This window comes from Cyanobium sp. Candia 9D4 (assembly GCF_024346155.1).
GTDB lineage: Bacteria > Cyanobacteriota > Cyanobacteriia > PCC-6307 > Cyanobiaceae > Cyanobium > Cyanobium minutissimum.
Map to the genome: position 1 here is coordinate 517117 of NZ_JAGQCK010000002.1, position 22422 is coordinate 539538.

General features: G+C 72.9%; 20 protein-coding genes. 15 read left to right on the plus strand and 5 right to left on the minus strand.

The window, feature by feature from the left end; all coding sequences use genetic code 11:
- Positions 1-42 precede the first annotated feature (42 nt).
- Positions 43-402 carry a DUF3307 domain-containing protein gene (locus tag KBZ08_RS07085; protein WP_219903797.1) on the plus strand — a complete coding sequence of 120 codons (360 nt, stop codon included), beginning with the start codon at positions 43-45 and terminating at the stop codon, positions 400-402.
- A 42-nt stretch (positions 403-444) separates the two neighbouring features.
- Positions 445-1140: a hypothetical protein gene (locus KBZ08_RS07090; RefSeq protein ID WP_254972203.1), complete on the plus strand. Its 696-nt coding sequence runs from the start codon at positions 445-447 to the stop codon at positions 1138-1140.
- Here the strand turns inward: KBZ08_RS07090 and KBZ08_RS07095 are convergent.
- Positions 1094-3046 carry a CHASE2 domain-containing protein gene (locus tag KBZ08_RS07095; protein ID WP_254972204.1) on the minus strand — a complete coding sequence of 651 codons (1953 nt, stop codon included), beginning with the start codon at positions 3044-3046 and terminating at the stop codon, positions 1094-1096. The genes KBZ08_RS07090 and KBZ08_RS07095 overlap by 47 nt on opposite strands.
- Entirely contained in the window at positions 3046-4527 is a 1482-nt protein-coding gene (locus KBZ08_RS07100) for a mechanosensitive ion channel family protein (RefSeq protein ID WP_254972205.1), read from the minus strand. Before KBZ08_RS07100 ends, KBZ08_RS07095 begins: the two co-directional genes overlap by 1 nt.
- Before the next feature lie 87 nt (positions 4528-4614).
- On the opposite strand from KBZ08_RS07100, the gene KBZ08_RS07105 reads away from it, so the two are divergent.
- From KBZ08_RS07105 to KBZ08_RS07120, 4 genes are all read left to right on the plus strand, one after another.
- Entirely contained in the window at positions 4615-5319 is a 705-nt protein-coding gene (locus tag KBZ08_RS07105; RefSeq protein WP_254972206.1) for an SIMPL domain-containing protein, read from the plus strand.
- Between the two features lie 75 nt (positions 5320-5394).
- Positions 5395-6114 carry a FecR domain-containing protein gene (locus KBZ08_RS07110; protein WP_106219455.1) on the plus strand — a complete coding sequence of 240 codons (720 nt, stop codon included), beginning with the start codon at positions 5395-5397 and terminating at the stop codon, positions 6112-6114.
- A gap of 4 nt (positions 6115-6118) precedes the next feature.
- A complete protein-coding gene (locus KBZ08_RS07115) occupies positions 6119-7213 on the plus strand; it encodes a hypothetical protein (protein WP_254972207.1) in 1095 nt (364 codons plus the stop codon).
- On the plus strand, positions 7210-9111 hold the full coding sequence (locus KBZ08_RS07120) for an adenylate/guanylate cyclase domain-containing protein (RefSeq protein ID WP_254972208.1): 1902 nt from the start codon (positions 7210-7212) through the stop codon (positions 9109-9111). Before KBZ08_RS07115 ends, KBZ08_RS07120 begins: the two co-directional genes overlap by 4 nt.
- On the opposite strand, the gene speA is transcribed toward KBZ08_RS07120, so the two are convergent.
- Positions 9096-11108, minus strand: coding sequence for a biosynthetic arginine decarboxylase (gene speA, locus KBZ08_RS07125; RefSeq protein ID WP_254972209.1), 2013 nt, complete (start codon positions 11106-11108; stop codon positions 9096-9098). The genes KBZ08_RS07120 and speA overlap by 16 nt on opposite strands.
- 282 nt (positions 11109-11390) lie before the next feature.
- On the opposite strand from speA, the gene ndk reads away from it, so the two are divergent.
- From ndk to KBZ08_RS07140, 3 genes are read left to right on the plus strand one after another with little or no spacing between them, the layout of a single operon-like run.
- A complete protein-coding gene (gene ndk, locus KBZ08_RS07130) occupies positions 11391-11849 on the plus strand; it encodes a nucleoside-diphosphate kinase (RefSeq protein WP_106219450.1) in 459 nt (152 codons plus the stop codon).
- 34 nt (positions 11850-11883) lie between these two features.
- Entirely contained in the window at positions 11884-12588 is a 705-nt protein-coding gene (locus KBZ08_RS07135; protein WP_254972210.1) for a FecR domain-containing protein, read from the plus strand.
- Complete coding sequence (locus tag KBZ08_RS07140; protein ID WP_254972211.1) at positions 12588-14429, plus strand: adenylate/guanylate cyclase domain-containing protein; 1842 nt, start codon at positions 12588-12590, stop codon at positions 14427-14429. The genes KBZ08_RS07135 and KBZ08_RS07140 overlap by 1 nt, the downstream gene beginning before the upstream one ends.
- Here KBZ08_RS07140 and KBZ08_RS07145 read toward each other — a convergent pair.
- A complete protein-coding gene (locus KBZ08_RS07145; protein ID WP_254972212.1) occupies positions 14426-15511 on the minus strand; it encodes an FAD-dependent oxidoreductase in 1086 nt (361 codons plus the stop codon). The two genes, KBZ08_RS07140 and KBZ08_RS07145, sit on opposite strands and share 4 nt — an antisense overlap.
- A gap of 173 nt (positions 15512-15684) precedes the next feature.
- Between KBZ08_RS07145 and gatB the strand changes: the two genes are divergently transcribed.
- On the plus strand, positions 15685-17181 hold the full coding sequence (gene gatB, locus KBZ08_RS07150; protein WP_254972213.1) for an Asp-tRNA(Asn)/Glu-tRNA(Gln) amidotransferase subunit GatB: 1497 nt from the start codon (positions 15685-15687) through the stop codon (positions 17179-17181).
- 31 nt (positions 17182-17212) lie between these two features.
- Positions 17213-17764 (plus strand): Uma2 family endonuclease, encoded by a 552-nt coding sequence (locus KBZ08_RS07155; protein ID WP_254972214.1) that lies wholly within the window; start codon positions 17213-17215, stop codon positions 17762-17764.
- On the opposite strand, the gene coaE is transcribed toward KBZ08_RS07155, so the two are convergent.
- Positions 17718-18380: a dephospho-CoA kinase gene (coaE, locus tag KBZ08_RS07160; RefSeq protein ID WP_254972215.1), complete on the minus strand. Its 663-nt coding sequence runs from the start codon at positions 18378-18380 to the stop codon at positions 17718-17720. The genes KBZ08_RS07155 and coaE overlap by 47 nt on opposite strands.
- A 38-nt stretch (positions 18381-18418) precedes the next feature.
- Here coaE and argJ point away from each other — a divergent pair, with 38 nt between their 5' ends.
- The 4 genes from argJ to KBZ08_RS07180 are packed head-to-tail and all read left to right on the plus strand — an operon-like array spanning position 18419 to position 22387.
- Positions 18419-19684 (plus strand): bifunctional glutamate N-acetyltransferase/amino-acid acetyltransferase ArgJ, encoded by a 1266-nt coding sequence (argJ, locus tag KBZ08_RS07165; protein ID WP_396122380.1) that lies wholly within the window; start codon positions 18419-18421, stop codon positions 19682-19684.
- Between the two features lie 48 nt (positions 19685-19732).
- Entirely contained in the window at positions 19733-20314 is a 582-nt protein-coding gene (locus KBZ08_RS07170; protein ID WP_146134493.1) for a hypothetical protein, read from the plus strand.
- A 34-nt stretch (positions 20315-20348) separates the two neighbouring features.
- On the plus strand, positions 20349-20687 hold the full coding sequence (locus tag KBZ08_RS07175; protein ID WP_106219441.1) for a hypothetical protein: 339 nt from the start codon (positions 20349-20351) through the stop codon (positions 20685-20687).
- Complete coding sequence (locus tag KBZ08_RS07180) at positions 20687-22387, plus strand: AarF/ABC1/UbiB kinase family protein (RefSeq protein ID WP_106219440.1); 1701 nt, start codon at positions 20687-20689, stop codon at positions 22385-22387. Before KBZ08_RS07175 ends, KBZ08_RS07180 begins: the two co-directional genes overlap by 1 nt.
- The last annotated feature ends 35 nt before the right edge of the window (positions 22388-22422 follow it).

Consider the following 22422-nt stretch of genomic DNA (forward strand, 5'->3'; position numbering starts at 1 on the left):
CTCCCCTGACGAGCTTCTCCGGTCATCCCGGTTCTTCACTCTGTGCCTGATCTGTCAGCTGTCTTCAACGTCTTTCTGATGCTGGCGATGGCCCATTTCGTCGGGGATTTCGGGCTCCAGAGCGATCGCATGGCCCGCGAGAAATGCCCCGGTTGCGATGTGACCCTCGGCTGGGGTTGGTGGCTCACCTCCCATGCCGCCATCCATGGATGTCTGGTGGGAGCGATCACCCAGTCCCCCCTTTTGGGTGTGGCAGAATGGGTGGTGCATCTGTTGATTGACTTCGGCAAATGCCGACGTCTCTGGAGCCTGGCGTTTGATCAGGCGCTTCACATCATCACCAAGCTCCTCTGGGCCTGGCTGGCCATCCGTCAGGCATCGCCGGGCTTCTGGTTGTCATGAGTTGCCAGGCGTTCTCCTGAATCCTTGCCATCTGCCGTGGTCATGAAGACAGTGTTCCCTCAGCAATCGACCACCCGGCGATGGGCTGCCGGCACGGCCCTGGCGGCAGGGCTTCTCACCCTGGCCCCGCTGGCGGCGCTGGAACCGCCGCCAGCGCAGGCCCAGAGCGATCTGCGCAAGAGCTTCCCGGGGCGCCGGGTCGGCGGAGGCACCCGCGGTGACTGCTCCAGCCGCCTGCTGGCCCATCTGGTGCCGGCCAGCAGCGTCTTCGCCCCCGGCAAGGAGCGCTACCTCGGCCTGCTTGAAGGCCCCAGCGCCTCCCCCAGCCCCCTGGAGATCACCTTCCGGCCCCTGAGCGGCCGCGGCACCGCCGATGCTGCGATGGCCTCGGGCCAGCGCCGGGTGCTGCCGGCCTCCACCCCGGGCATCACCCTGATCACCATGCCGTCTGTGAAGGTGCCGACGATCTGGGAGTCCAGTTACCTCTGCCCCGGGGCCGCGGCGACCCCCACCCCCGCCGACCCGCTCAACTTCGTGGCCGCCGACTCACCGCCGGCCCTCAGCCTGCTGGTGGCCGATGCCTCCAAGGAGGATGGGGCCGTTCAGGCGTCCCTGGTGAAGCTGCACCGCTCCTGCGGCGCCAGCGTGCCCCGGGAGGAGGTCGGCTCCGCCTTCGGCCTGTCCGACCTGATCACGGCCCAGTGGCCCGAGCGGATTCCAGTGCGCTGTCCCGCCTGAGGCCACCCCGCAGTTCCCAGATGCGCAGCGGTTCGCTGCGCCCCTTGAGGTTGATCGCCCCCCAGTCGAGCCACTCCAGCGGCAGGCCCTTGGGCAGCAGTTCCTCGGTGGTGGACGACACCAGCACACGGCAGAGATTGGTCTGACGCTCCTTGTCGAGGCTCTCCAACCGGGCGGCGCAGTTCACCGCATCGCCGATCACGGCGTACTCCAGCCGTTCGCTGCTGCCCATCGATCCGGCCAGGACCGGGCCGGAATGGACGCCGATGCGCAGCCCCATCGCCGGCAGCCCTTCCCTCTGGAGCTCCTCGTTGAGGCTGGCCACGGCGCGCTGGATGGCCAGGGCCGCATCGATGGCCGCTTTCGCATCCGCCTCCTCGCCGCTGCTCAGCGGGGCCCCGAAGACCGCCAGCAGGCCATCCCCGGTGAACTTGTTGACCATGCCGCCCCGGCGCGTGATGGCAGGGACGAACAGGGCCATGCCCCGGTTCAGCCAGGCGAGCAGCTCACCGGGACTGAGCCGTTCCGAGACGCTCGTGAACTGGCAGGTGTCCAGCATCAGCACCGTGACCGGCAGCTGGCGCCCCTCGAAGCGGCCGTCGCTGAGCAGGCCATCGCGCTGGTTCCAGAGCTGGCGCGCCACGGCCGGGGAGGTGGTCTGGCCGAGCAGCCGCTCGATCTGCTGGCGCTGTTTCTGGCTGGAGGCGCCCCGGCGCACCCATGCCGCACCGGCCATGGCGATCAGCCCGGTGAGGGGCAGGCTCAGACCCACCCAGACGAAGTTGTAGAGCAGCAGCACGGCGCCACCCACCATCAGCACCGCCACCAGCCCCACCACGAGCACGCTGCGGCGCAGCAGCACGAAGGCTTCCCCCAGCACGATCCCCAGCACCACCGCCACCCCTTCAGCGAGCCTCTCCACCCAGCCGGGCAGCGTCCGCAGCCGCCGCGGGTCGCCGGCCACGTAGCGATCCATCAGGCCGGCCAGCCGATGGGCGTGGATCTCCACCCCCGGCACCAGCAGCTGTTTCGCCCCGAGGGCGGAACGGGTGTGGGGCACCGGGAAAATGTCGCGCAGGCTCGGGGCGGTGCTGCCGATCAGCACGATGTGGCCACGGATCTGGTCGGCCGGGATCGGCCGGCGGCCCAGCACATCCTGGAGGTTCCAGAGGTGGAAGCTGCCGAGCTGGTGGAAGGACAGCATCTGCTGGAAGCCGGCGGCATCGAGCTGGTCGTACCCCCCCGAGGCCGGCTCCAGCCACGGGCCCGGTTCCCGCCCCGCGTCCAGCCGCTGCCGCAGGCTGCGCTGGCCCCTGCCCAGCTCCAGGAGCCGCAGGGGCAGGGAGACGGTGGCCTCGTCCTGGCCGGCCACATGCACCAGATCGCGGCGGATCACCCCGTCGGCGTCGAGCACCAGATCGTTGAACCCCTGCCGATCGGGCGGCGTGCCCGGCACCGGGCCGATGGCTTCGGCCACGTTGAAGATCGAGACGAGGCGTGGGTTGGTGCGGAACCGTTCCCGCAGGCAGGCCCGGCCGGGGCCCACCCCCTGGTCGCGGTAGATGTCGAGGCCGATCGCCACCGCCCCACCGGCGCTCAGGCGGTCGATCGCCTCGCACAGCACCCGGTCGTCGATGGGAAAGCCGTAGGTGGCGAGGTCCGATTCGTCGATGCCGATGATCGTGATCGGCTTGTCCGTGCCCGGCGGCGCCGGACGCAGGCTGGTGATCAGGTCGTAAAGCAGCAGGTTGAGGGTCTCATTGACGGGGCTGCGCTGCAGGGCCAGCAGCAGCAGCCCGGCGGCGGCGTAGGGGACGAGGGAGCGCAGGCCGTCCGCGAGGTGGAGCGCCCGCAGCCGTGCCGACCAGGACGTTGCCTTGGGGCCGGGCGGGGTGCCGCTGTCCATCAGCTGCCCTTGAAGGCGTAGAAGAGCCGCTTCATCGTGTCCAGCAGCGCGTTGGAGCGTTCCGAGTGCTGCTCGCGGTCGAGGTTCCGCAGCTCCGCCTGGCGCTCCTGCACCATGGCGGCGAAGCGCTCCAGCAGGTCCGGATTCTCGTCCAGCAGACCCTTGATGCTGTCCCGGTCCACCTCCAGCAGCAGGCACTCCTCGGTGGCCCGCACCGTGGCGCTGCGGGGGGCATCGAGGAACAGGGTCATCTCGCCGAACACCTCGCCCGGCCCCAGCTGGCGCACGGCCACGGTGTGGCCCGGCTCCAGCTCCTTGAGGATCTCCACGGCGCCCCGCAGCACATGGAACATCGAGCGCCCCTCGGCCCCCTCCTGCACCACCGCTTCGCCGGGGCCGTAGGCCACCAGGTGGCTGCCCTCCACCAGGGTCTCCAGCTGCTCGGCGCTCAGCTCGGTGAAGAGCCCCACGCTGGCCAGGGTCTGGCAGCAGAGCTGGGGCGAGGGCCGGGCGGCCCGCTGGGGCCGGTCCCGGGAGCGGCGCGGCTGCAGCTCCCGCACCGGGAAGGGGATGCTCTGGCCCTCCCGGGCCAGGGCGTACCAGATCTGCTCGAGCAGGTCGCTGCGCAGGTCGCCGATGGCGCCGTCCCCCATCTCCCGCTGCCACACCTGCAGCTCGTAGGCGATGGCGCTGTCCTGGAACTCCTTGACGCGGATGCGGGGGGCGGGCTCCCGCAGCACCCGGGGATGCTGCAGCACCACCTTCTCCAGCAGGGCCCTGGCCTGGGCGGGCGGCAGGTCGTAGTCGAGGCCGACCGAGAAGCGGTTGCTGACGGCCCCGGAGCGGCCCAGGTTGCGCAGCACCCGCTCGGTGACGAGGCTGTTGGGGACGACCACCAGCTGGCCGTCCATGTTGCGGAGCATGGTGTCCCGCCAGTTCACCTGCACCACCACCCCGCGCACGCCCTCATCCAGCTCGAGGAAGTCGCCTTCGGTGAACTCGTCCCCCAGCTGCAGCTCCAGGCCCGCGAACAGGTCCTTGAGGGACTCCTGGGCGGCCAGGCCGATCACGGCGGTGAGCACGGCGGAGGTGGTCACCAGGCCCACCAGATCCAGCCGCGCCGACTGGCGCACCAGCACCACCGTGGCCAGGGCGCCGCTGCCGAGGGTGAGCAGTTGCAGCAGCAACTGCGGCGGCGGCCGCCACAGCCCCAGGTGGGCGGGCACCTGCAGGACCGCCCACAGGGCCACCAGGATGGCGGCATAGGTGAGCAGCAGGTCGTCGGTGAGCAGCACCCACACCCGGTAGGCCGGCGGCAGCCCCTGCAGCGGCAGCGAACTCAGCAGGGCCCAGGCGCCGATGGCCAGCAGCGGCAGCCGCAGCGGCACCGCCGGCAGGGCCCGGTGGCGGCAGAGACGGGCCAGCACCAGCAGCCCGGCCGTGGCGGCCAGGGCGCCGATCCAGATCTGCAGCAGGGCCAAGGCGCACGCTTCGATCGCCCCATCCTGCCGCCGATCCTGACGTTCGGCTCCGTGGGCGAGCAGGCTGGCTCCAGCCGTCCTCCCGCCATGCGACCGATCGTCCTGCGTCCCCTCGCCGTCCTGCTGGGTCTGGTGGTGCTCGGCACCAGGCCCGGTGCCGCCGTCGCCCAGGTGCAGCTGCGCTGCGACGGCACCCTGCTGGAGGCCAGGGGCAGCGCCGAGCAGGAACGGCCCACCCGCCGGCTGTCCTTCTCCCTGGCGCTGGAGGCGGAGGGCCCCACGGCCGACGCCGCCCTCCAGGGCCTGCAGGAGCGGCTGGCGGCGGTGCGCCAGGCCCTGCAGCAGCTGCAGGTGGAGGAGCTGCGGGTCACCTCACCGAGCACCTGGCAGAGCGAGGCCGATCGCCGCCGGCCGGCGGCGGTGACGGCCAGCCTGCAGGTGAGTGGCCGGCTGGCTCCCGAGCGGCTGCAGCCCCTGATCCGGGAGGTGGGGGCCCTCCCCGGGGTGCGGCTGGCCCCGGTGGGCACCGAAGCCGATCGCGCCCAGGACGCGGCGGTGCGCCGCCAGTTGCTGCGGGCGGCCTACCAGGATGCCCTCACCCAGGCCCGCGACGTGGCCGCGGCGGTGGGCCTCAGCCGGCTGGCCCCCCTGGAGGTGCAGCTGGAGGGCAACGATTTCCGGCCGGTGATGATGCGGGCGGCCGCCGCCGAGGCCGCTCCCCCCTTCGATCCGGCCGAACTGGCCCAGCCCGTCAACCGCCTCGGGCTGATGGTGCGGTTCTGCGCCCGCTGAGACGATTCCGGCGGCGTCGATGCGTTTCCGGCCCGGTTGAGCAGAATGGGCCATCCGCACCGGAGCCCTGAGCCCATGCGCCGCCGCCACCTGCCGAGCCTCTCGATGGTGCCGATCCTGGTGCTCCTGGTCGGTCCCGCCCTCGGGCCCTTGCCCGTGCGGGCCTCCGAGAGCGCGGTGGTGCAGGAGATCCTCGATGGCAACGAGCTCTTCATCGACGGCAAGACGGCCAAGGTGAAGCAGAAGGCCGTCGCCCCCCAGAAGGTCAGCACCCAGAACAGCCGCGGCCAGATCCGCTTCGACAGCGGCGCCGCCGGCCGCCTCAACCGCTTTGCCCTGCTCAAGCTGGGCCAGGGCTGCTTCCTGATCGAGAAGGGCCAGATCCTGGTGTCGGGCAAGCAGAGCGGCTGCACCCGCTCCGCCCGCCTCAGCGTGCGGGGCACCAATTACCTCCTCGACGTCAACGAGTCGGGAGAGGCGGAGATCTCCGTGCTGGAGGGGTCGGTGGAGGTGGAACCCCTCGCTGACGGGGAACCCACCGGCAAGCCCGCCACCACCGTGGAAGCGGGCCAGAAGCTGCGCCTCTCCCCCGCCGGGGTGGTGCTGGCGATCCTGGGGCTGAGCGTCACCGACTACAACAGCATCCTGGGCGGCCCCCTTTTCCAGGGCTTCCGGGTGCCGCTGCCGGCCTACGGCTCCCTGGAGAGCTACATCCGCTCCCGGGTGCCGGGGGTGAACCTCCCGGTGCCGATCAGTCCACCGTCGCTGCCCTTCGGTCTGCCGCGCTTCTTCTGAGCCGGTGATCCGCCCGCTCCCGGTGCTGCTGGCGGCGATGGCCACGGGCCTGACCGGCCTGACCTCGCCAATGGCCACGGCAGCCAGCCTGGCGGGATCGGCGCTCGTTCAGGAGATCCTTGATGGCCCGGAGCTGTTCATCGATCGCCGCCAGGCCCACGTGCGGGAGCGGGCGTTCACGCCCGAGCTGGTCCGCACCCAGAACAGCCGCGGCCAGCTGGGCTTCGCCGGGGGTGCCGCCGGCCGCCTCAACCGCTTCACCCAGCTGCGCCTCGGCAGCACCTGCTTCCTGCTCAGCAGCGGCCAGATCCTGGTGTCCGGCCGGCAGAACGGCTGCACCCGCTCCTCGCGGCTCAGCACCCGGGGCACCAACTACCTGATCACCCTGCTCGACGGCGGTGAGCAGGACGTGACGGTGCTGGAGGGTTCGGTGGAGCTCCAGCCCCTCGCCGATGGCCGGCCCCTGCCCGGGGCGCCGCTTCTGGTGGCCGGAGGCAACCGGGTCCGGCTCTCCAGCCAGGGGGCCCTGCTCTTCCAGCGACCCCTCACGGCGGACGATTACGCCGCCATCCTGCGGGGACCTTTGTTCGAGGGATTCACCGTCCCGCTGCCCGGCATGGCGGCGCTGGAGGCCTTCGTGCAGCGCCGTTTCCCCGGGGTGAGCGCCGCCCCGTCCACGCCGGCGGTCAGCCGTGACCCCCTGGTGGAGACCATCAACCGCTACCGGGCCCAGGCCGGCCGCCCCGCCCTGCAACCCCTGCCGGCGGACCTGGCGTCCCGGAACGCCGCCTACCTGGCGCCGGTGCTGGAGGAGTTGCTGGCCAGCCGCGACTGCGACCACGACCGTTCCCGCTGGGGGGCGTTCCAGAACCGCATGGCCGCCTCCGGCCCGCTGATGCCCACCAGTGAGGTGATCGCCTGCCCGATGGCGGCCGGTGCCTGGAACCCGGAGCGGATCGTGTCCCGCTGGATGGGCTCGCCCCTGCACACCCGGATCCTGATCAACCGTCCCAGGGCCCGGGCCATCGACTGCGTGCGGCTGGAGCGCTCCGGCCGGGCCGTCGGGATCTGCACACTCTGGAGCCCGGTGCCGCGATGATGCCCCGACGCCGCAGCTTCCGGGTCCTGGTGGTGGCGGTGCTGGCCTGGGTGGGGGTCAGCGCCGGTTGGCCGGGACCCCGGATGCGGGTGTGGGAGCGGGGCGTGGAGCAGCAACTGCTGCTGCTGCGGGGCCCGCGCCGGCCGCCGCCGAAGGTGGTGCTGGTCACGGTCGATGACGCCACCCTGCAGCAGGGGGACTGGTTCGAGGAGGAGGGCCGGATCCCGGACTGGGCGAAGGGCGTCGGCAGCCTGCCCTGGCCGCGGGCCACCTACGGGATGGTCGCGGAGAAGCTGCTGCAGGCCGGCGCCAGGGCCGTCGCCGTCAACGTGGTCTTCGAGGGGCCGAGCGGCAAGGGGCCGGCCGATGACGACGCCCTGGAGCTGCGGCTGCGGCGCTACCCCGGCCGGGTCGCCCTGGCGGCCGAGATGCTCGAATCCGACGATGCCCAGGGAGCGGGAGCCCTCACCTTCGTGCGGCCGGAGCGCTTCCTGGCGGCCATCGGCGGCACCGGTTCCCTCGGGCTCACCAACATCCTTGCCGGTACCTCCAGCGAGCCCAGCCGCCACCCCGAGGCCTATGCCAGCGGCGTGCTCCCCGCCCGGGGCGCCGAGGGCCACAGCGCCCTCTCCTCCACCCTGCTGCGGCTGGGGGGCCAGCGCAGCCGCCAGGACGACCGGGCCAGCGCCCTCAATTTCTATGGTCCGGAAGGCAGCTTCCTGCGCCTGCCGGCCTGGGAGGTGCTCGACCCCGAGCGCTGGAAGAACCACCCCCTGCGCCAGGACGTGAAGGGGGCCCTGGTGCTGCTCGGCCCGGTGGTCGCCCAGGGGACCGACGGCTACCCCACCCCCTTCGGCCGCCTGTCGGGGCTGGAGGTGCTGGCCACCGCCACCGCCAACTCGCTGCAGGGGGACGGGCTGCAGCCCTGGCCGCGCCGTGCGCCGGGACGGGCCCTGCTGGCCCTGCTGCCGCTGCTGCTCGTGCTGGCGGCGGCCCGCCGCTGGAGCGACCTGCGCTGGCGCCTCGCCCTGGTGGTTCTGGTGCTGGTCCTCCAGGGGGCCCTCGTCGTCGTGGCGCTGCAGCAGGCCAACCGCTGGCTGCCGCTGCTGGCGCCCTCCTCGGGCCTGGTCCTGCTGGGCCTGCTCTACGGGGGGGATGCCTACCTGCGGGAGGGCCAGGAGCGGCGGCGCCTGCGCCGCACCTTCGAGCGCTACGTGGCGCCCGGGGTGGTGGCGGAGATCCTCTCCGACCCGGAATCGGCCCAGGGCATCCTGCGCGGTCGCCTGCTGGAGGTGACCGTGCTGATGACCGACATCAAGGGCTTCACGGTGCTCACCAAGCAGCGCAGCGGCGAAGGCCAGAGCGAGCTGCACGTGCTCCAGCTCAACGAGTATCTGGGCGCCATGGTGGAGGTGGTGATGGCCCATGGCGGCACCGTCGACAAGTTCATCGGCGATGCGGTGATGGCGGTCTTCGGCTCACCGGTGAGCCGGGGGGTGGCCGAGGAGGCCAGCCAGGCGGTGCGCTGCGCCCTGGCCATGCGGGCGGCCCTGGCCCGCCTCAACGAGGACTGGGAACGGCGGGGCATCGCCACCCTCGACAACGGCATCGGCCTGGCCAGCGGCCAGGTGATGGTGGGCCAGATCGGCAGCCCCAGGCGGATGGAGTTCACTGTCATCGGCGACACGGTGAACCTCTCGGCCCGGCTCGAATCGGCCACCCGCAATGTGGACGCGGCGGTGGTCTGTGACGCCCAGACCGCCAGCCTGATCGCGGCCGACCCCGGGCTCGCCGCCCGTTCCCTGGGCCCCCAGGCGGTGAAGAGCCTCGGGGAGGTGGAGATCTTCACCGTCGCCCTGGCGGAACAGGTTGTGGCCGGGGATCAGGCTTCCAGATAGGTGGTCTGCTCCAGGCTGGCCTTCAGGTGGGCCATCAGGCGGCGGGCGTCGCTGATCGCCAGGTCGCCCCGGCCGATCGCCTGCTCGCTGGCCAGGCGCAGCCGCTCCAGCAGGAGGTCGGGGTCGTGCTCCATCGCCTCGAGCACCTCGGCGTTGGTGTTGCCCCGCACCACGTGGTCGACCCGGTAGCCGCCGCCGGCTGCCAGCCGGATGTGCACCGCGTTGGTGCTGCCGAACAGGTTGTGCAGGTTGCCCATCACCTCCTGGTAAGCGCCGCCGAGGAACAGCCCGATCCAGTAGGGCTCACCGGGCCGCAGGCCGTGCAGTTCCAGCAGCGGCTTCACCTGGCCCCGGTCGATGAAGCGGGCGATCTTGCCGTCGGAATCGCAGGTGAGGTCGGCGAAGCTGCCCAGCCGGGTGGGGCGCTCGTCGAGGCGGTGGATCGGCAGCACCGGAAACAGCTGGTCGATCGCCCAGGTGTCCGGCGCCGAGCGGAACACCGAGAGGTTGGCGTAGTAAGTGCCGGCCAGGGCCGCCGGCAGGGCCTGGAGCTCCTGGGGGATCACGGTGCCCGGGGGCAGGCCTTCGAGCTGGCGGGCGATCGCCTGGCAGCTGGCCCAGGTGAGGCGCTCGGCCGTGGCGCGCTCCGGCAGGCTCAGGTAGCCGAGCCGGAAGGCGGTGAGAGCGTCCTCCTTGAACTTGAGGGCATCGTTCCAGGCCTCCTGGAGCCGTTCCACCACCACCCGCTCACCGGCGTCGTCCCCTTCGAGGCCGCCCTCAGCGGCGATCGCCGTGATCAGGGCGTGGGTGTCGCGCAGGTTGCGCAGGATCAGCGCCTCCCCCTCGGCCGGCGGCGGCACCGTTTCGCCGCGGGCGCCGGCCCCGAGCACGTCGAACACCAGCACGCTGAAATGGCTGGCCAGGGCCCGGCCGCTCTCGCTCACCAGCGTGGGCGGGCGGATGCCGTGGGGCTCGCAGCACTCCCGGATCGTGGCGACGACGTCGTTGGCGTAGTTCTGCAGCGAGTAGTTGGTGGAGGCGGCGGTGGCGGTGCGGCTGCCGTCGTAGTCGATGCCCAGGCCGCCGCCCACATCGAGAAAGCCCATCGGCGCCCCCAGCCGGGTGAGCTCGGCATAGATCTGCCCGGCCTCCTGCAGGGCGTCCTTGAGGACGGCGATGTCATTGATCTGGCTGCCGACGTGGAAGTGCAGCAGGCGCAGGTCGTCGAGCAGGCCCGCCTCCCGCAGGCGCTCCACCGTGGTGAGCACGTCGGGGATTGAGAGGCCGAACTTGGCCCGCTCGCCCACCGAGCTGCCCCAGCGGCCGGTGCTGCGGGCCGAGAGCTTGGCGCGGATGCCGATGAACGGCGCCCCGCCCAGGGCGCTGCTGGCGGCGATGATCCGCTCCACCTCATCGGCCTGCTCGATCACCACCACCGGCTGGCGCCCCAGGCGCCGGGCCAGGATCGCCGTCTCGATGTAGCGCCGGTCCTTGTAGCCGTTGCAGATCAGCAGGGCGTCGGGATCGTCGAGCAGGGACAGGGCGATCAGCAGCTCGGCCTTGCTGCCCGCCTCCAGGCCGAAATGCCAGCGGCGGCCGCTCTCCACCAGCTGCTCCACCACGTGGCGCTGCTGGTTGCACTTCACCGGGAACACCCCCTGGTAGCGGCCGTTGTAGCCGTACTGGGCGATGGCCCGCTCGAAGGCGCCGTGGAGACGCTCGAGCCGGTCCTCGAGGATGTCGTCGAAGCGGATCAGCAGCGGCAGGGACAGGTCGCGGCCCTGCAGCTCCCGCACCAGCTCCACCAGATCGAGGGAGCCGCCGCGGTCGCCACGGGGCTGCACGATCACGTGGCCCCGGGTGCCCACCCCGAAGTAGGGCTCACCCCAGCGGTCGAGGCCGTAGAGGGCCGCCCCGTCGGCGGCGCTCCAGGCATCGGCCCGCCCGGAAGGGACGGGGGGCACGCCCGGGGGGCTGGTCGGTTCGGCGAACACCATCGCAGCCTTGGGTTGGCTCAGGCCTGAGGGGGCAATCTAGGCGGGGCCTTGTGGCGGCTGCCCCGGCCTGGTCGTTGCGGCAGCTTCGGGTCAGCGGCGGAGGCCAATCCACGAAGGAGGCCGATCCACGAGCCTGTACAGCGTGTACAGGTTCGGAGTCGCGCCGGTGCCGGACGGGCAACCCCGGCCCGGCCGGCCGGGCGCCCCGTCGAAAGGGCACGGGGTTGCTTGCCAAGCGGCAGCCCCAGCGCGGACGATGGCCCGAACAGCTCTCCCTTCCCCATGGCCACCGAACGCACCTTCCTCGCCATCAAGCCCGACGGGGTGCAGCGGGGCCTGGTGGGCGAGATCCTCGGCCGCTTCGAGCGCAAGGGCTTCAAGCTGGTGGGCCTCAAGCAGCTGGTGCCCAGCCGGGAGCTGGCCGAGAGCCATTACGGCGTGCACCGGGAGCGCCCCTTCTTCGCCGGCCTGGTGGAGTTCATCACCAGCGGGCCGGTGGTGGCCATGGTGTGGGAAGGCGACGGCGTGATCGCCAGCGCCCGCAAGCTGATCGGTGCCACCAAGCCCCTGGAGGCCGAACCCGGCACCATCCGCGGTGACCTGGCGGTGAACATCGGCCGCAACGTCATCCATGGTTCCGATGCCCCGGAAACCGCCGTCTTCGAGATCGGCCTCTGGTTCCAGCCCTCCGAGCTGTGCGCGTGGACACCGGCCGACCAGGTGTGGCGGGTCGAGCCCTGAGCGGCCATCCTGGGGACCGTCGGGTCCCCGGGCCATGCTGCTGCGCAGGAGCCTCAGGCCTCCCGGGCCGCTGAAGCTGGCGCCCGTGGCCATGCTGGTCGCCGGGCTGGCGCTTGGTCTGCCCGCCGCCGGCCCCCTCGCCGGGGCCATGGCGGCCCCCCGGGTGCCCCGGGTGGTGGATGTGCCGTCCCGGCCGGCCTACGTGATGCCGCCGGCGGCGCCGGAGCGGCCGGCCCTGGTGGGCCAGGTGCTGCGGCCGTCCACCGTGCTGCGCACCGAGAATCCCGGCCGCCTGCAGATCCTGCTGGCCGATGGCCGCAGCTTCCGGCTCGGGGGCAACGCCCTGCTGCGGATCGAGCCGACGCTGCTGGATCTGGTGCGCGGCCGGATCATCGCCTGGATTGCTCCCGGGGCGAAGCGTCCCACCCCCCTGCGGATCAAGACCCGGGTGGGCACGGCCTCGATCCAGGGCACCACGGTCTTCATCGAGGACACCGCCGACTCCGTGCTCTTCCTGAGCTGGGAGGGGGAGGTGGAGGTGCGCGCCGATGACGGCACCGTGTACCGGCTGAGCAGCGGCCAGCGCCTGGAGGCCACCCCCGACGGCTGGAAAGGCCCGCGCCGGATCGATGCCACCGAGGCGAGGCTGCGGCGGCGCAACAGCGAGCTGCTCAACGGTTTCGGGGCGCCGATGGAGACGCTGCCGGTGCTGGAGCGGGAACTCGGGCTCACCCCCTGATGTCCCCCTGGCCCGGGCTGGGGCGCCGGCTCTGGTGGCTGGCCCTGGCCGCCCCCCTGCTGGCGGGCCTCGACCGGGCGCCCCTCACCCCCCTGGGCCAGGGGCCGCGGCTGCTCGACGACCAGCTCGTCCAGACCTTCTTCCTGCTGCGGGGGCCCCGCCCCGCCCCGGCTGACCCGGTGATCCTGGCCATCGACGCCGACTCCCTGGAGCTGGGGGAGCTGCTGGCCCCCGGGGAGCGCCAGGCGTCGCCGCTGTGGCGCCAGATGGGTCCCTGGCCCTGGCCCCGGGCCCTGCAGGCCCGGCTGGCGGCCCATGTGCTCGAGCAGGGGGCGGCCCGGGTGCTGTTCAACATCGAGTACAGCCAGCCCAGCCGCTTCGGCCCCGCTGATGACCGGGCCTTCGTGGCCACCCTGAACCCCTGGCGCCAGCGGGTGCACCTGGCCGCCCACTTCGGCGTGCGGGAGGAGGGGGGCGTGCAGGAGAGCCGGCTGCGGCTGCCCATCCACCCGCTGGGTGCCCCCGGCCTCACCACCCTGCTGCAGTCACCGCGGGGGGTGGTGGAGGCGGTGCCGGGCCAGGGCTGGATCGAGGCCCGGCTGGGCGACTTCCCGCCGCCCCTGCCCCGGCCGATGGCCTTCCTGGTGCGCCCGGCACCGCCACCGCCGGCGCCGATGGGGCTCAACTTTCCTGGCCCCGCCGGCACCATGCCCCGCGTGCCGGCCTGGAAGCTGCTGGAGGCGCCGCCGTCCACCTGGCGGGGACGCACGGTGCTGATCGGCGTCACGGCCCCGGGCCTGGGGGACCTGCAGGAGACGCCCTTCGGCCCCATGGCCGGCACCGAGATCCAGGCGGTGGCCGTCGCCAACGTGCTCCAGGGCCGGGGGCTGGGGCGGCTGCCCCCGGCGGGGGACGGGCTGCTGCTGCTGGGCTGGGGCGCCCTGGCGGGGCTGCTGCTGCGGCGCCCCGCCAGTGCCGGCGGCACCCTGCAGCTGGCGCTGGCCCTGGCGGGCGGTGTCCTGCTCGCCGGCGGAGCGGCGTGGGCCGGGGCCCAGCTGCGCCTGCCCCTGGCGGCCCTGCTGCTGGCCCCCGTGGCCGGCGGCGGGGTGCGGGCCGTGGGCCAGGGGCTGGCGGAGAGCCGGGAGCGGGCCTACCTGCACCAGGTGCTGAGCCGGCGCGTCTCCCCCACCCTGCTGCGCGACATCCTGCGCAGCCCCGGGCCGCTGTGGAACCAGGCGGTGGGCCGCCGGGCCCGCTGCGCCGTGCTGTTCAGCGACCTGGTGGGGTTCACGCCCCTGAGCGCCGTGCTGGAGCCCGCCGAGCTGTTCGCCCTGCTGAACCGCTACTTCGAGGCCATGGCCGCGGCGGTGCTGGAGCAGGAGGGCCTGCTCGACAAGTTCATCGGCGACGCGGTGATGGCGGAGTTCGGGGTGCCCCGCAGCCGGGGGGATGCCGAGGAGGCCCGGGCCGCGGTGCGGGCGGCCCTGGCCATGCAGCAGCGGCTCGAGGCCCTCAACGTCGAGCTGGCTGCGGCGGGCACCCCACCGCTGAAACACGGGATCGGGCTCCATTTCGGCGAAGTGATCGCCGGCAACCTGGGCTCCTCCCAGCGCCTGGAGTTCACCGTCGTGGGGGCCAGCGTCAACGTGACCAGCCGCCTGGAGGGGCTGACGCGCCTGTTCCCCGCGCACCCGATCCTGGTCAGCGGCGACCTGCTGGCCCTGCTGCCGGAGGAGCTGGAGGTGCTGCCCCTGGGGAGCCACCGGATCAAGGGCTGGCCCGTGCCCCTGGAGGTCTATGCCCTCCAGGGGCTGCGGCCGGCGGGGGCCGCGCCTGGCTAGGCCGCCGCCGGGAACGGCCGGTCCCAGCGAAACGGCGCCAGCAACGCGTCGCCCGGCTCGCCCGCCCCGGAGCCGTTGCCGGCCGCGGTGATCGCCGCAGCGATCCGCTCCGCCGTGATCGCCGCCAGCAGCACGCCGTTGCGGTGGTGGCCCGTGGCCAGCCAGAGCCCCTCGATCGGTCCGGGGCCCAGCAGCGGTGCGTCGTCGGGGGTGCCGGGGCGGAAGCCCCACCAGCGCTCCATCGGCGGCCACAGGGCCGCCTCCGGCAGCAGGGCGGCGATGCCGGTCTGCAGCTGCTTCTGGCCCTCGGGGGTGAGGCCGTCGTCGAAGCCGGCCTGCGGCTCGCTGGTGGCGCCCACCACCAGCAGCCCGTCCTCCCGCGGCACCAGGTAGGTGCCGGGCCCGAACACGACCCGCCCCAGGCTGGCCCTGGGGCCCTGCAGCGACAGCATCTGCCCCTTCACCGGATGCACCGGCAGCTCCGGCAGCAGCCGGCCGCTCCAGGCGCCGCAGGCGAGCACGGCCGTGGTGGCGGCCATCGTGTGCTCGCCCCCCTCGGCCCGGCGCAGCCGCACCCCCCGCAGGCGTCCGCCGCCTTCGGTGAGCAGCTCCAGCACCTCGGTGCCCTCCTCGAAGCGCACCCCCAGGGCGGCGCAGGCCCGCTCCAGGGCGCGCATCAGGCGGCGGCGGTTGTCGATCTGCCCGTCCTGGGCGAACAGCAGCCCCGCCCGCCAGGCGGGTCCGATCCCCGGCACCTCCCGCTCCAGCCCCGCCCGGTCGAGGGGCTCGCCGAAGGGGGCCGTGGGGTAGGCCTCCCGCTCGGCCGCCCCGGTGAAGGGGACGACGATGCCGCAGGGGCGCAGGCCGCAGGGAAGGCCACTGTCGGCCTCGATGCGGGCCACCCAGGCCGGCACCCGCTCCAGGCTGGCCTGGCCCAGGGCCAGCATCGGCCCGCTGAGCCCCTCGGCGTGGGGGGCCAGCATGCCGGCGGCCACGAAGCCGGCCGCCTCGCTGCGGCGGCGGCTGAGCACGGTGGCGCTGCGGCCGAGACGGGCCAGCTGGTGGGCGATGGCCAGGCCCATCAGGCCGCCACCGAGGATCAGGACGGGTTCGGCGTCGGGAGGGGGGCCAGCCAGGGCGCTCGTCTCCAGCTCGGAAGGCCCCCATTCAAGCGGCCGCCTGCCGCTGCCTAGGATCGCCCCCAGTGCCTCCGGCCGAGCGCGGGGGGCCGACAGCGCCGGCAGGACTCGCGACCATGGCTGAAGGGAACAGGGCAGAAGGCAAAGGCGAAGCCGCTTGGGAGGCTGTGATCGGCCTGGAGACCCACGTGCAGCTGGGCACCGCCAGCAAGATCTTCACCGCCGCCTCCACCAGCTTCGGCGACGATCCCAACACCCACATCGACCCGGTGGTGTGTGGCCTGCCCGGCACCCTGCCGGTGCTCAACCAGAAGGTGCTCGAGTACGCGGTCAAGGCGTCGCTGGCCCTCAACCTGCAGGTGGCCGAGCACAGCAAGTTCGACCGCAAGCAGTACTTCTATCCCGACCTGCCCAAGAACTACCAGATCTCCCAGTACGACCAGCCGATCGCTGAGGACGGCTGGATTGAGGTGGAGGTGGCCGAGAAGGGCAAGGAGACCTACCTGAAGAAGGTGGGCATCGAGCGGCTGCACATGGAGGAGGACGCCGGCAAGCTCGTCCACGCCGGCAGCGACCGCCTGGCGGGCTCCACCCACTCGCTGGTGGATTACAACCGGGCCGGTGTGGCCCTGGCGGAGATCGTCTCCAAGCCGGATCTGCGCACGGGCCGGGAGGCGGCCGAGTACGCCTCGGAGATCCGCCGCATCATGCGCTACCTGGGCGTCAGCGACGGCAACATGCAGGAGGGTTCCCTGCGCTGCGACGTCAACATCTCCGTGCGCCGCGGCCCCGACGCCCCCTTCGGCGTGAAGGTGGAGATCAAGAACATGAACTCCTTCTCGGCGATTCAGAAGGCCATCGACTTCGAGATCGCCCGCCAGATCAAGGCCTACGAAGCCGGTGAACCGGTGGTGCAGGAGACGCGCCTCTGGGATGAGGCCAAGCAGCTCACCAAGAGCATGCGCAGCAAGGAGGGGGCCAGCGACTACCGCTACTTCCCGGACCCGGATCTGGGGCCGATCGAGGTGAGCCCGGAACAGCGGGAAAGCTGGCGGGCCGAGCTGCCCGAACTGCCGGCCGCCAAGCGCCACCGCTATGCCGAAAGCCTGGGACTCTCGATCTACGACGCCCGGGTGCTCACCGATGAGCGCCCCATGGCCGAGTACTTCGAGGCGGCCGTCGCCGCCGGCGGCGACCCCAAGGCCGTGGCCAACTGGGTCACCGGCGACATCGCCGCCCACGTGAACGCCAACCGGCTGTCGATCGCCGAGCTGCCGCTCAAGCCTGCCCAGCTGGCCGAGATGGTGCAGCTGATCGAGGCGGGCACCATCAGCGGCAAGATCGCCAAGGACCTGCTGCCCGAACTGCTTGAGAAGGGCGGTTCGGTCGCTGCGATCGTGGAATCGCGCGGCCTGGGCATGATCAGCGACCCCGCGGCCATCGCCGCCATCGTGGCGGAGCTGCTGGCCGCCCACCCGGAGGAGGTGGAGGCCTTCCGCGGCGGCAAGACCAAGCTGCAGGGCTTCTTCGTCGGGCAGCTGATGAAGCGCACCGGCGGCCGCGCCGACCCCAAGCTGGCCAACCGGATCCTCAGCGAGCAGCTGAAGGGCTGAGGGATCGCTCAGCGCTGACTAGCGTTGGGCCATGACCTCGGCCCCCGCAGCTGTCAGACGCCACGCGCGTTTCACGGTGGAGCAGTTCCACCGGCTCTGCGATGCGGTGCCCGAGCAGCGGTTGGAACTGATCGATGGGGAGGTGCTGCAGGTGATCGCCAAGGGGACACGCCACACGGCGGTGGTTCATCGGCTGATCGCCGCCATCCAGGCCTGCCTGGTGGCCTCTCCCCCGGTGCCGCTGCAGCTGCGGGTGGAGGCCCCGCTCGACCTGGGCCCGGCCGATGAGCCCGAGCCGGATCTGGCCCTGGTGGCCCGTCGCGACGACGACTACTGGGACGCCCATCCCACCGCCGCCGACACCGCCCTGGTGATCGAGGTGGCGGACAGCAGCCTGGCCTTCGACCTGGAGGCCAAGGCGCGCCTCTATGGCGCGGCCGGCATTCCCCACTACTGGGTGATCGATGTGCAGGAGCCCCAGTTGCACGCGGTGCGTGAGCTGAGCTCGGGCCTCGAGGCAGGCTTCCTGGCGGCGCTCAGGCGGGCGGTGGAGACGGTGCTGCGGCAGCTGCCCCGGCCCTGAGCGCCCCCTCCACCTGCGGCGCCAAGGCCACCGGCCCGCCGCGGTTGTCGAGCACCACCGTGGCCAGGGCCCGCTTGCGCGCCAGGGGCCACTGGGCCGCCAGCCGGGCGCGGGCGTCGGCCTCGCCGAGCCCATCACGCCCCATCAGCCGCTGCAGTTGCTGGTCCTCGTCGCAGTCGACCAGCCAGGTCTCGTTGCACAGCCCCTCCAGGCCCGCCTCGAACAGCAGCGGGATCATCAGCACCACCGCCGGCTCGTCCTGCAGCCCATTCAGTTCCGTGGCGAAGCGCTGCCGCACCAGTGGATGCACCAGTTGCTCCAGCCAGCGGAGCTCGGCGGCATCGCCGAAGACGATCCGGCCGAGGGCCGCCCGGTCCAGGGCCGGTGCCGCTGCGCCCGCCAGCGCACGCGTCGCCGCTCCCGACAGCGCCACCCGCTCCCCGAAGCGCTCCAGCACCGCCGCCGCTCCGGGGCTGCCCGGGGCCAGGGCCTCGCGGGCATAGACATCCGCATCCAGCACCGGCAGACCGCGCTCGGCCAGCAGGCGGCCCACCGTGCTCTTGCCGCTGGCGATGCCGCCGGTGAGGCCGATGCGGCGCTGGGGGGGAAGGGCCATCGGGCCAGTCTGGGCCGGCCGCTGCCGGGGCCGGGTGCGTGCCGTTTCAGGATGCCACCAGTGGCCGCATTGCCTTGACCCACCCCTGGACCCCGATCCCCGGAGGCGTCACGGCCCCGGAGGGCTTCCTGGCCGCCGCCGTCACCGCTGGCCTCAAGGCCTCCGGCAAGCCGGATCTCTCCCTGCTGCTGGCGCCGGTGGGGGCCGTCTGCGCCGGCACCTTCACCACCTCCCTGGTGCGGGCCGCCTGCGTCGACCTCTGCGCCGAGCGCCTGGCGGCCGGCGGCGGCCACGCCCGGGCGGTGCTCACCAACTCCGGCCAGGCCAACGCCTGCACCGGTGAACGTGGCCTGGCCGACAGCCTGCGGGCCACCGCCGAGCTGGCCGGGCGGCTGGGCCTGGCGCCCGACGAGGTGCTGATCTGCTCCACCGGCGTGATCGGCGTGCCGATCCCGATGGAGGTGCTCGTGGCGGGCCTCGATCCCCTGGTGGCGGCCCTCGGCCCCACGGGCGGCGGCGCGGCGGCCGATGCGATCCTCACCACCGACCTGGTGGCCAAGGAGATCGCCCTCGAGGCCCAGCTGGGCGGCCGCAGGGTGCGGATCGGCGGCATGGCCAAGGGCTCGGGGATGATCCATCCCGACATGGCCACGATGCTGGGTTATTTCACATGTGATGCCGGCGTGCCGGCCGACATCTGGCAGGGGATGGTGAAGCGGGCAGTGGACCGCTCCTTCAACGCGATCACGGTGGACGGCGACACCAGCACCAACGACACGTTCCTGGCCTTTGCCGCCGGTGAGCCCCTGGGCCCGGAGCACTTCGCGGCGCTGGAGGCCGGCCTGACGGCGGTGTCGCAGCACCTGGCCCGGGCGATCGCCCGCGACGGCGAGGGCGCCACCTGCCTGATCGAGGTGCGGGTGGAGGGCGCCGCCGATGACGCCGGCGCCCGCGCCATCGCCCGCACCGTGGCCGGTTCGTCGCTGGTGAAGTGCGCCGTGCACGGCCGCGACCCCAACTGGGGCCGGATCGTGGCCGCCGCCGGCCGGGCCGGTGTGCCCTTCGATCCGCAGGCCGTGGCCCTGTGGCTGGGGGAACACCAGCTGATGGCAGCGGGCCAGCCCCTGGCCTTCGACCGCCCCGCCGCCTCCGCCTACCTCAAGGCCCGCGCAGCCGGCGCCTACCTGGCCGACGACACGGTGGCGATCCGGCTGCGGGTCGGCGAGGGCCCGGGCAGCGGCCTGGCCTGGGGCTGCGACCTCTCGGATCAGTACGTGCGCATCAACGCGGACTACACCACCTGAGCCGAACGGCCCCACCGCGGCAAGATGGCAGCGCATGTGCTGACGTCGATGGTCACGGCCAGGCCCTCTTCCCCCCCCGGCGGCGCCCCTCCCCGGGGAGCGGCCCCCGGCGGCAAGCAGCGGGCGGCGGGTCGCCCCGCCTGGGACTGGCGGTTGTGGGCGATCGTGGGGCTCTGCTTCGGCGTGGGCTACGCCGCCAGCCTGCGGCTGCTGAGCCTCGGCGGCCCCGAGGAAGAAGGAGCCAGCCAGCGCTTCGATGTGCAGCCCGCCCCGGGGACGACGCTCGATTCCCTGCGCCAGCGCTTCGGCGGCGATGCCCGCGAGATCCGTGGCGATCTGGACCTGCTCGAGCTGGAGCAGGAGCAGAACAAGGAGGCGGCCGCGATTGAGGAGCGTCGCCGCCAGATCGAGGAGCGGGAGGCCGAGGAGCGCCGGCGCCTGCTCGAGGGCGGGGAGACCCCGCCGACCGACCAGCCGGCCGCGCCCGGAGCCGCCGATGCCGGGCTCCCGGCCGCCCCTGCTCTGCCGCCGCCGCGCACGCCGCCGGCCCGGGAGCGGGAGGAGGCCGGCCCGGCGCCGATCGCCCCGCCGCCGCTGAGCGCCCCACCGGCCCCCGGAAGCCAGCCCTGATCTGCCACAGTTCGGTGATCCCTCCGGCCAAGTCATGAGCGCGCCGCAGTCCCTCGCCAAGGCGGCCATGAACCGCCTGGCCGCCCGCCTGGGCAGCGGCCTGGCCGACGTGGCCGCCACCCTGGCGGCCCTCGCCCAGGAGGCCCCCGCCCGGGTGCAGCAGGAGCTGAGTCTGTTCTGGGAGGAGGTGGCCATGGAAGCCGAACGCATCGAGAACGACCGCGGCGCCGGTGCCGCGGGACGGGGCGGCGCCGCCGAGGATCCCCAGGAGCGCATCGATGCCCTGCGGGCCAAGGTGGCCGAACTCTCCCGGCGCCTCGACCGGATGCCGGCAACCCCCGACGGTCCGCCGCGGTCTCCGGGGCAGCCCTGATGGCGGCCCTCTCCACCCCCGGGATCCTTCTGTCCCGCCTCTGGCGGTCCCTGCGCATCTGGCGCCTCGTGCTCCAGCTGCTGGCGGGTCTCTGGTGGGACGCCCGGCCCTGGACCTACCCGGGCGGACGCACCCCGCAAGCCCAGGCCGCCCGCCAGCGCCGCCGGGCCCGCTGGCTCACGGCCCAGTTCCTCGAGCTCGGCTCGGCCTTCATCAAGCTCGGCCAGCTGCTGTCGGCCCGCCCCGATGTGCTGCCCGCCGATGTGGTGGAGGAACTGGCCCATCTGCAGGACCGGGTGCCCGCCTTCCCCTTCCCGGTGGTGGAGAGTCTGCTGGAGCAGGAGCTGGGGGAGCGGCGGGCCGAGATCATCGATCTGGAGGTGGTGCCCCTCGGCTCGGCCAGCCTGGCCCAGGTGCACCGGGCCAGCCTGCGCAGCGGCCGCCAGGTGGTGTTCAAGGTGCAGCGCCCCGGGCTGGAGCGCCTGTTCCGCCTTGATCTGGAGGTGCTCCAGCAGGTGGCCGCCGCCGTGCAGCGCCATCCCCGCTGGGGCGCCGGCCGTGACTGGGTGGGCATCGCCAAGGAGTGCCGGCGGGTGCTGCTGCGGGAGCTCGATTTCCGTCTCGAGGCCGAGCACGCCGCCCGCTTCCGCCAGCAGTTCCTCGACGACCCCGGCATCCGCATCCCGGCGGTGGTCTGGGAGCTGAGCTCCCGGCGGGTGCTCTGCCTCGATTACGTGCCCGGCATCAAGATCAACGACCGCGAGGCCCTCGTCAGTGCCGGCATCGATCCGGCGGCCGTCGCCGAGAAGGGGGCGGCCAGCTATCTGCAACAGCTGGTGCGCTTCGGCTTCTTCCACGCCGATCCCCACCCCGGCAACCTCGCCGTCGCCAGCGACGGGGCGCTGATCTACTACGACTTCGGCATGATGGGCCAGATCTCCGAGCGGCTGCGCAGCCGGCTCGGACGCATGGTGCGGGCCGCCGCGGCCCGCGATGCCGCCTCCCTGGTGGATGAGCTCCAGCAGGCCGGGCTGATCGCCGCCGGCATCGACCAGGGGCCGGTGCGGCGGCTGGTGCGGGTGATGCTCACCGAGGCCCTTACGCCACCCTTCAGCGCCAACGTCATCGACAAGCTCTCCGGCGACCTCTACGAACTCGTCTACGGCCAGCCGTTCCGGCTGCCGCCCGAGCTGATCTTCGTGATGCGGGCCCTCTCCACCTTCGAGGGCGTGGGCCGCAGCCTCGATCCGGGCTTTAGCCTGATCGCCATCGCCCGTCCCTACCTGTTGCCCCTCATGACCGCCAGCGGCAACGGCCCCAACGAACTGTTCAGCGAGCTCTCCCGCCAGGCGGCCGAGGTGGGCAGCCGCGCCTTCGGGATTCCCCGGCGTCTCGACGAGAGCCTGGCCCGCATCGAACAGGGCGATCTCCAGGTGCTGATCCGCGCCGGCGAAACCGATCGCCTGCTGCGGCGCCTGGCCCTCGCCCAGCAGAGCGCCGGCCAGTCGTTTCTGCTCGGCACCCTGGCGGTGGCGGCCTCGGTGCTGGCGGTGAGCGGCCGCCCGGTGCTCACCGCCGTGCCCCTGGTGCTGGCGGTGCCCCTCACCGCCGGCTGGCTGAAGATGCAGGCACGGCTCCAGCGCGATGGTCGCCTCGACCAGCTGCCGGGCGTGGGATCGCCGCCCGGCGGCGGCGCCTGAACGCCAGGCCTCGCCAGCCGCTCCCTGCGGAGGTT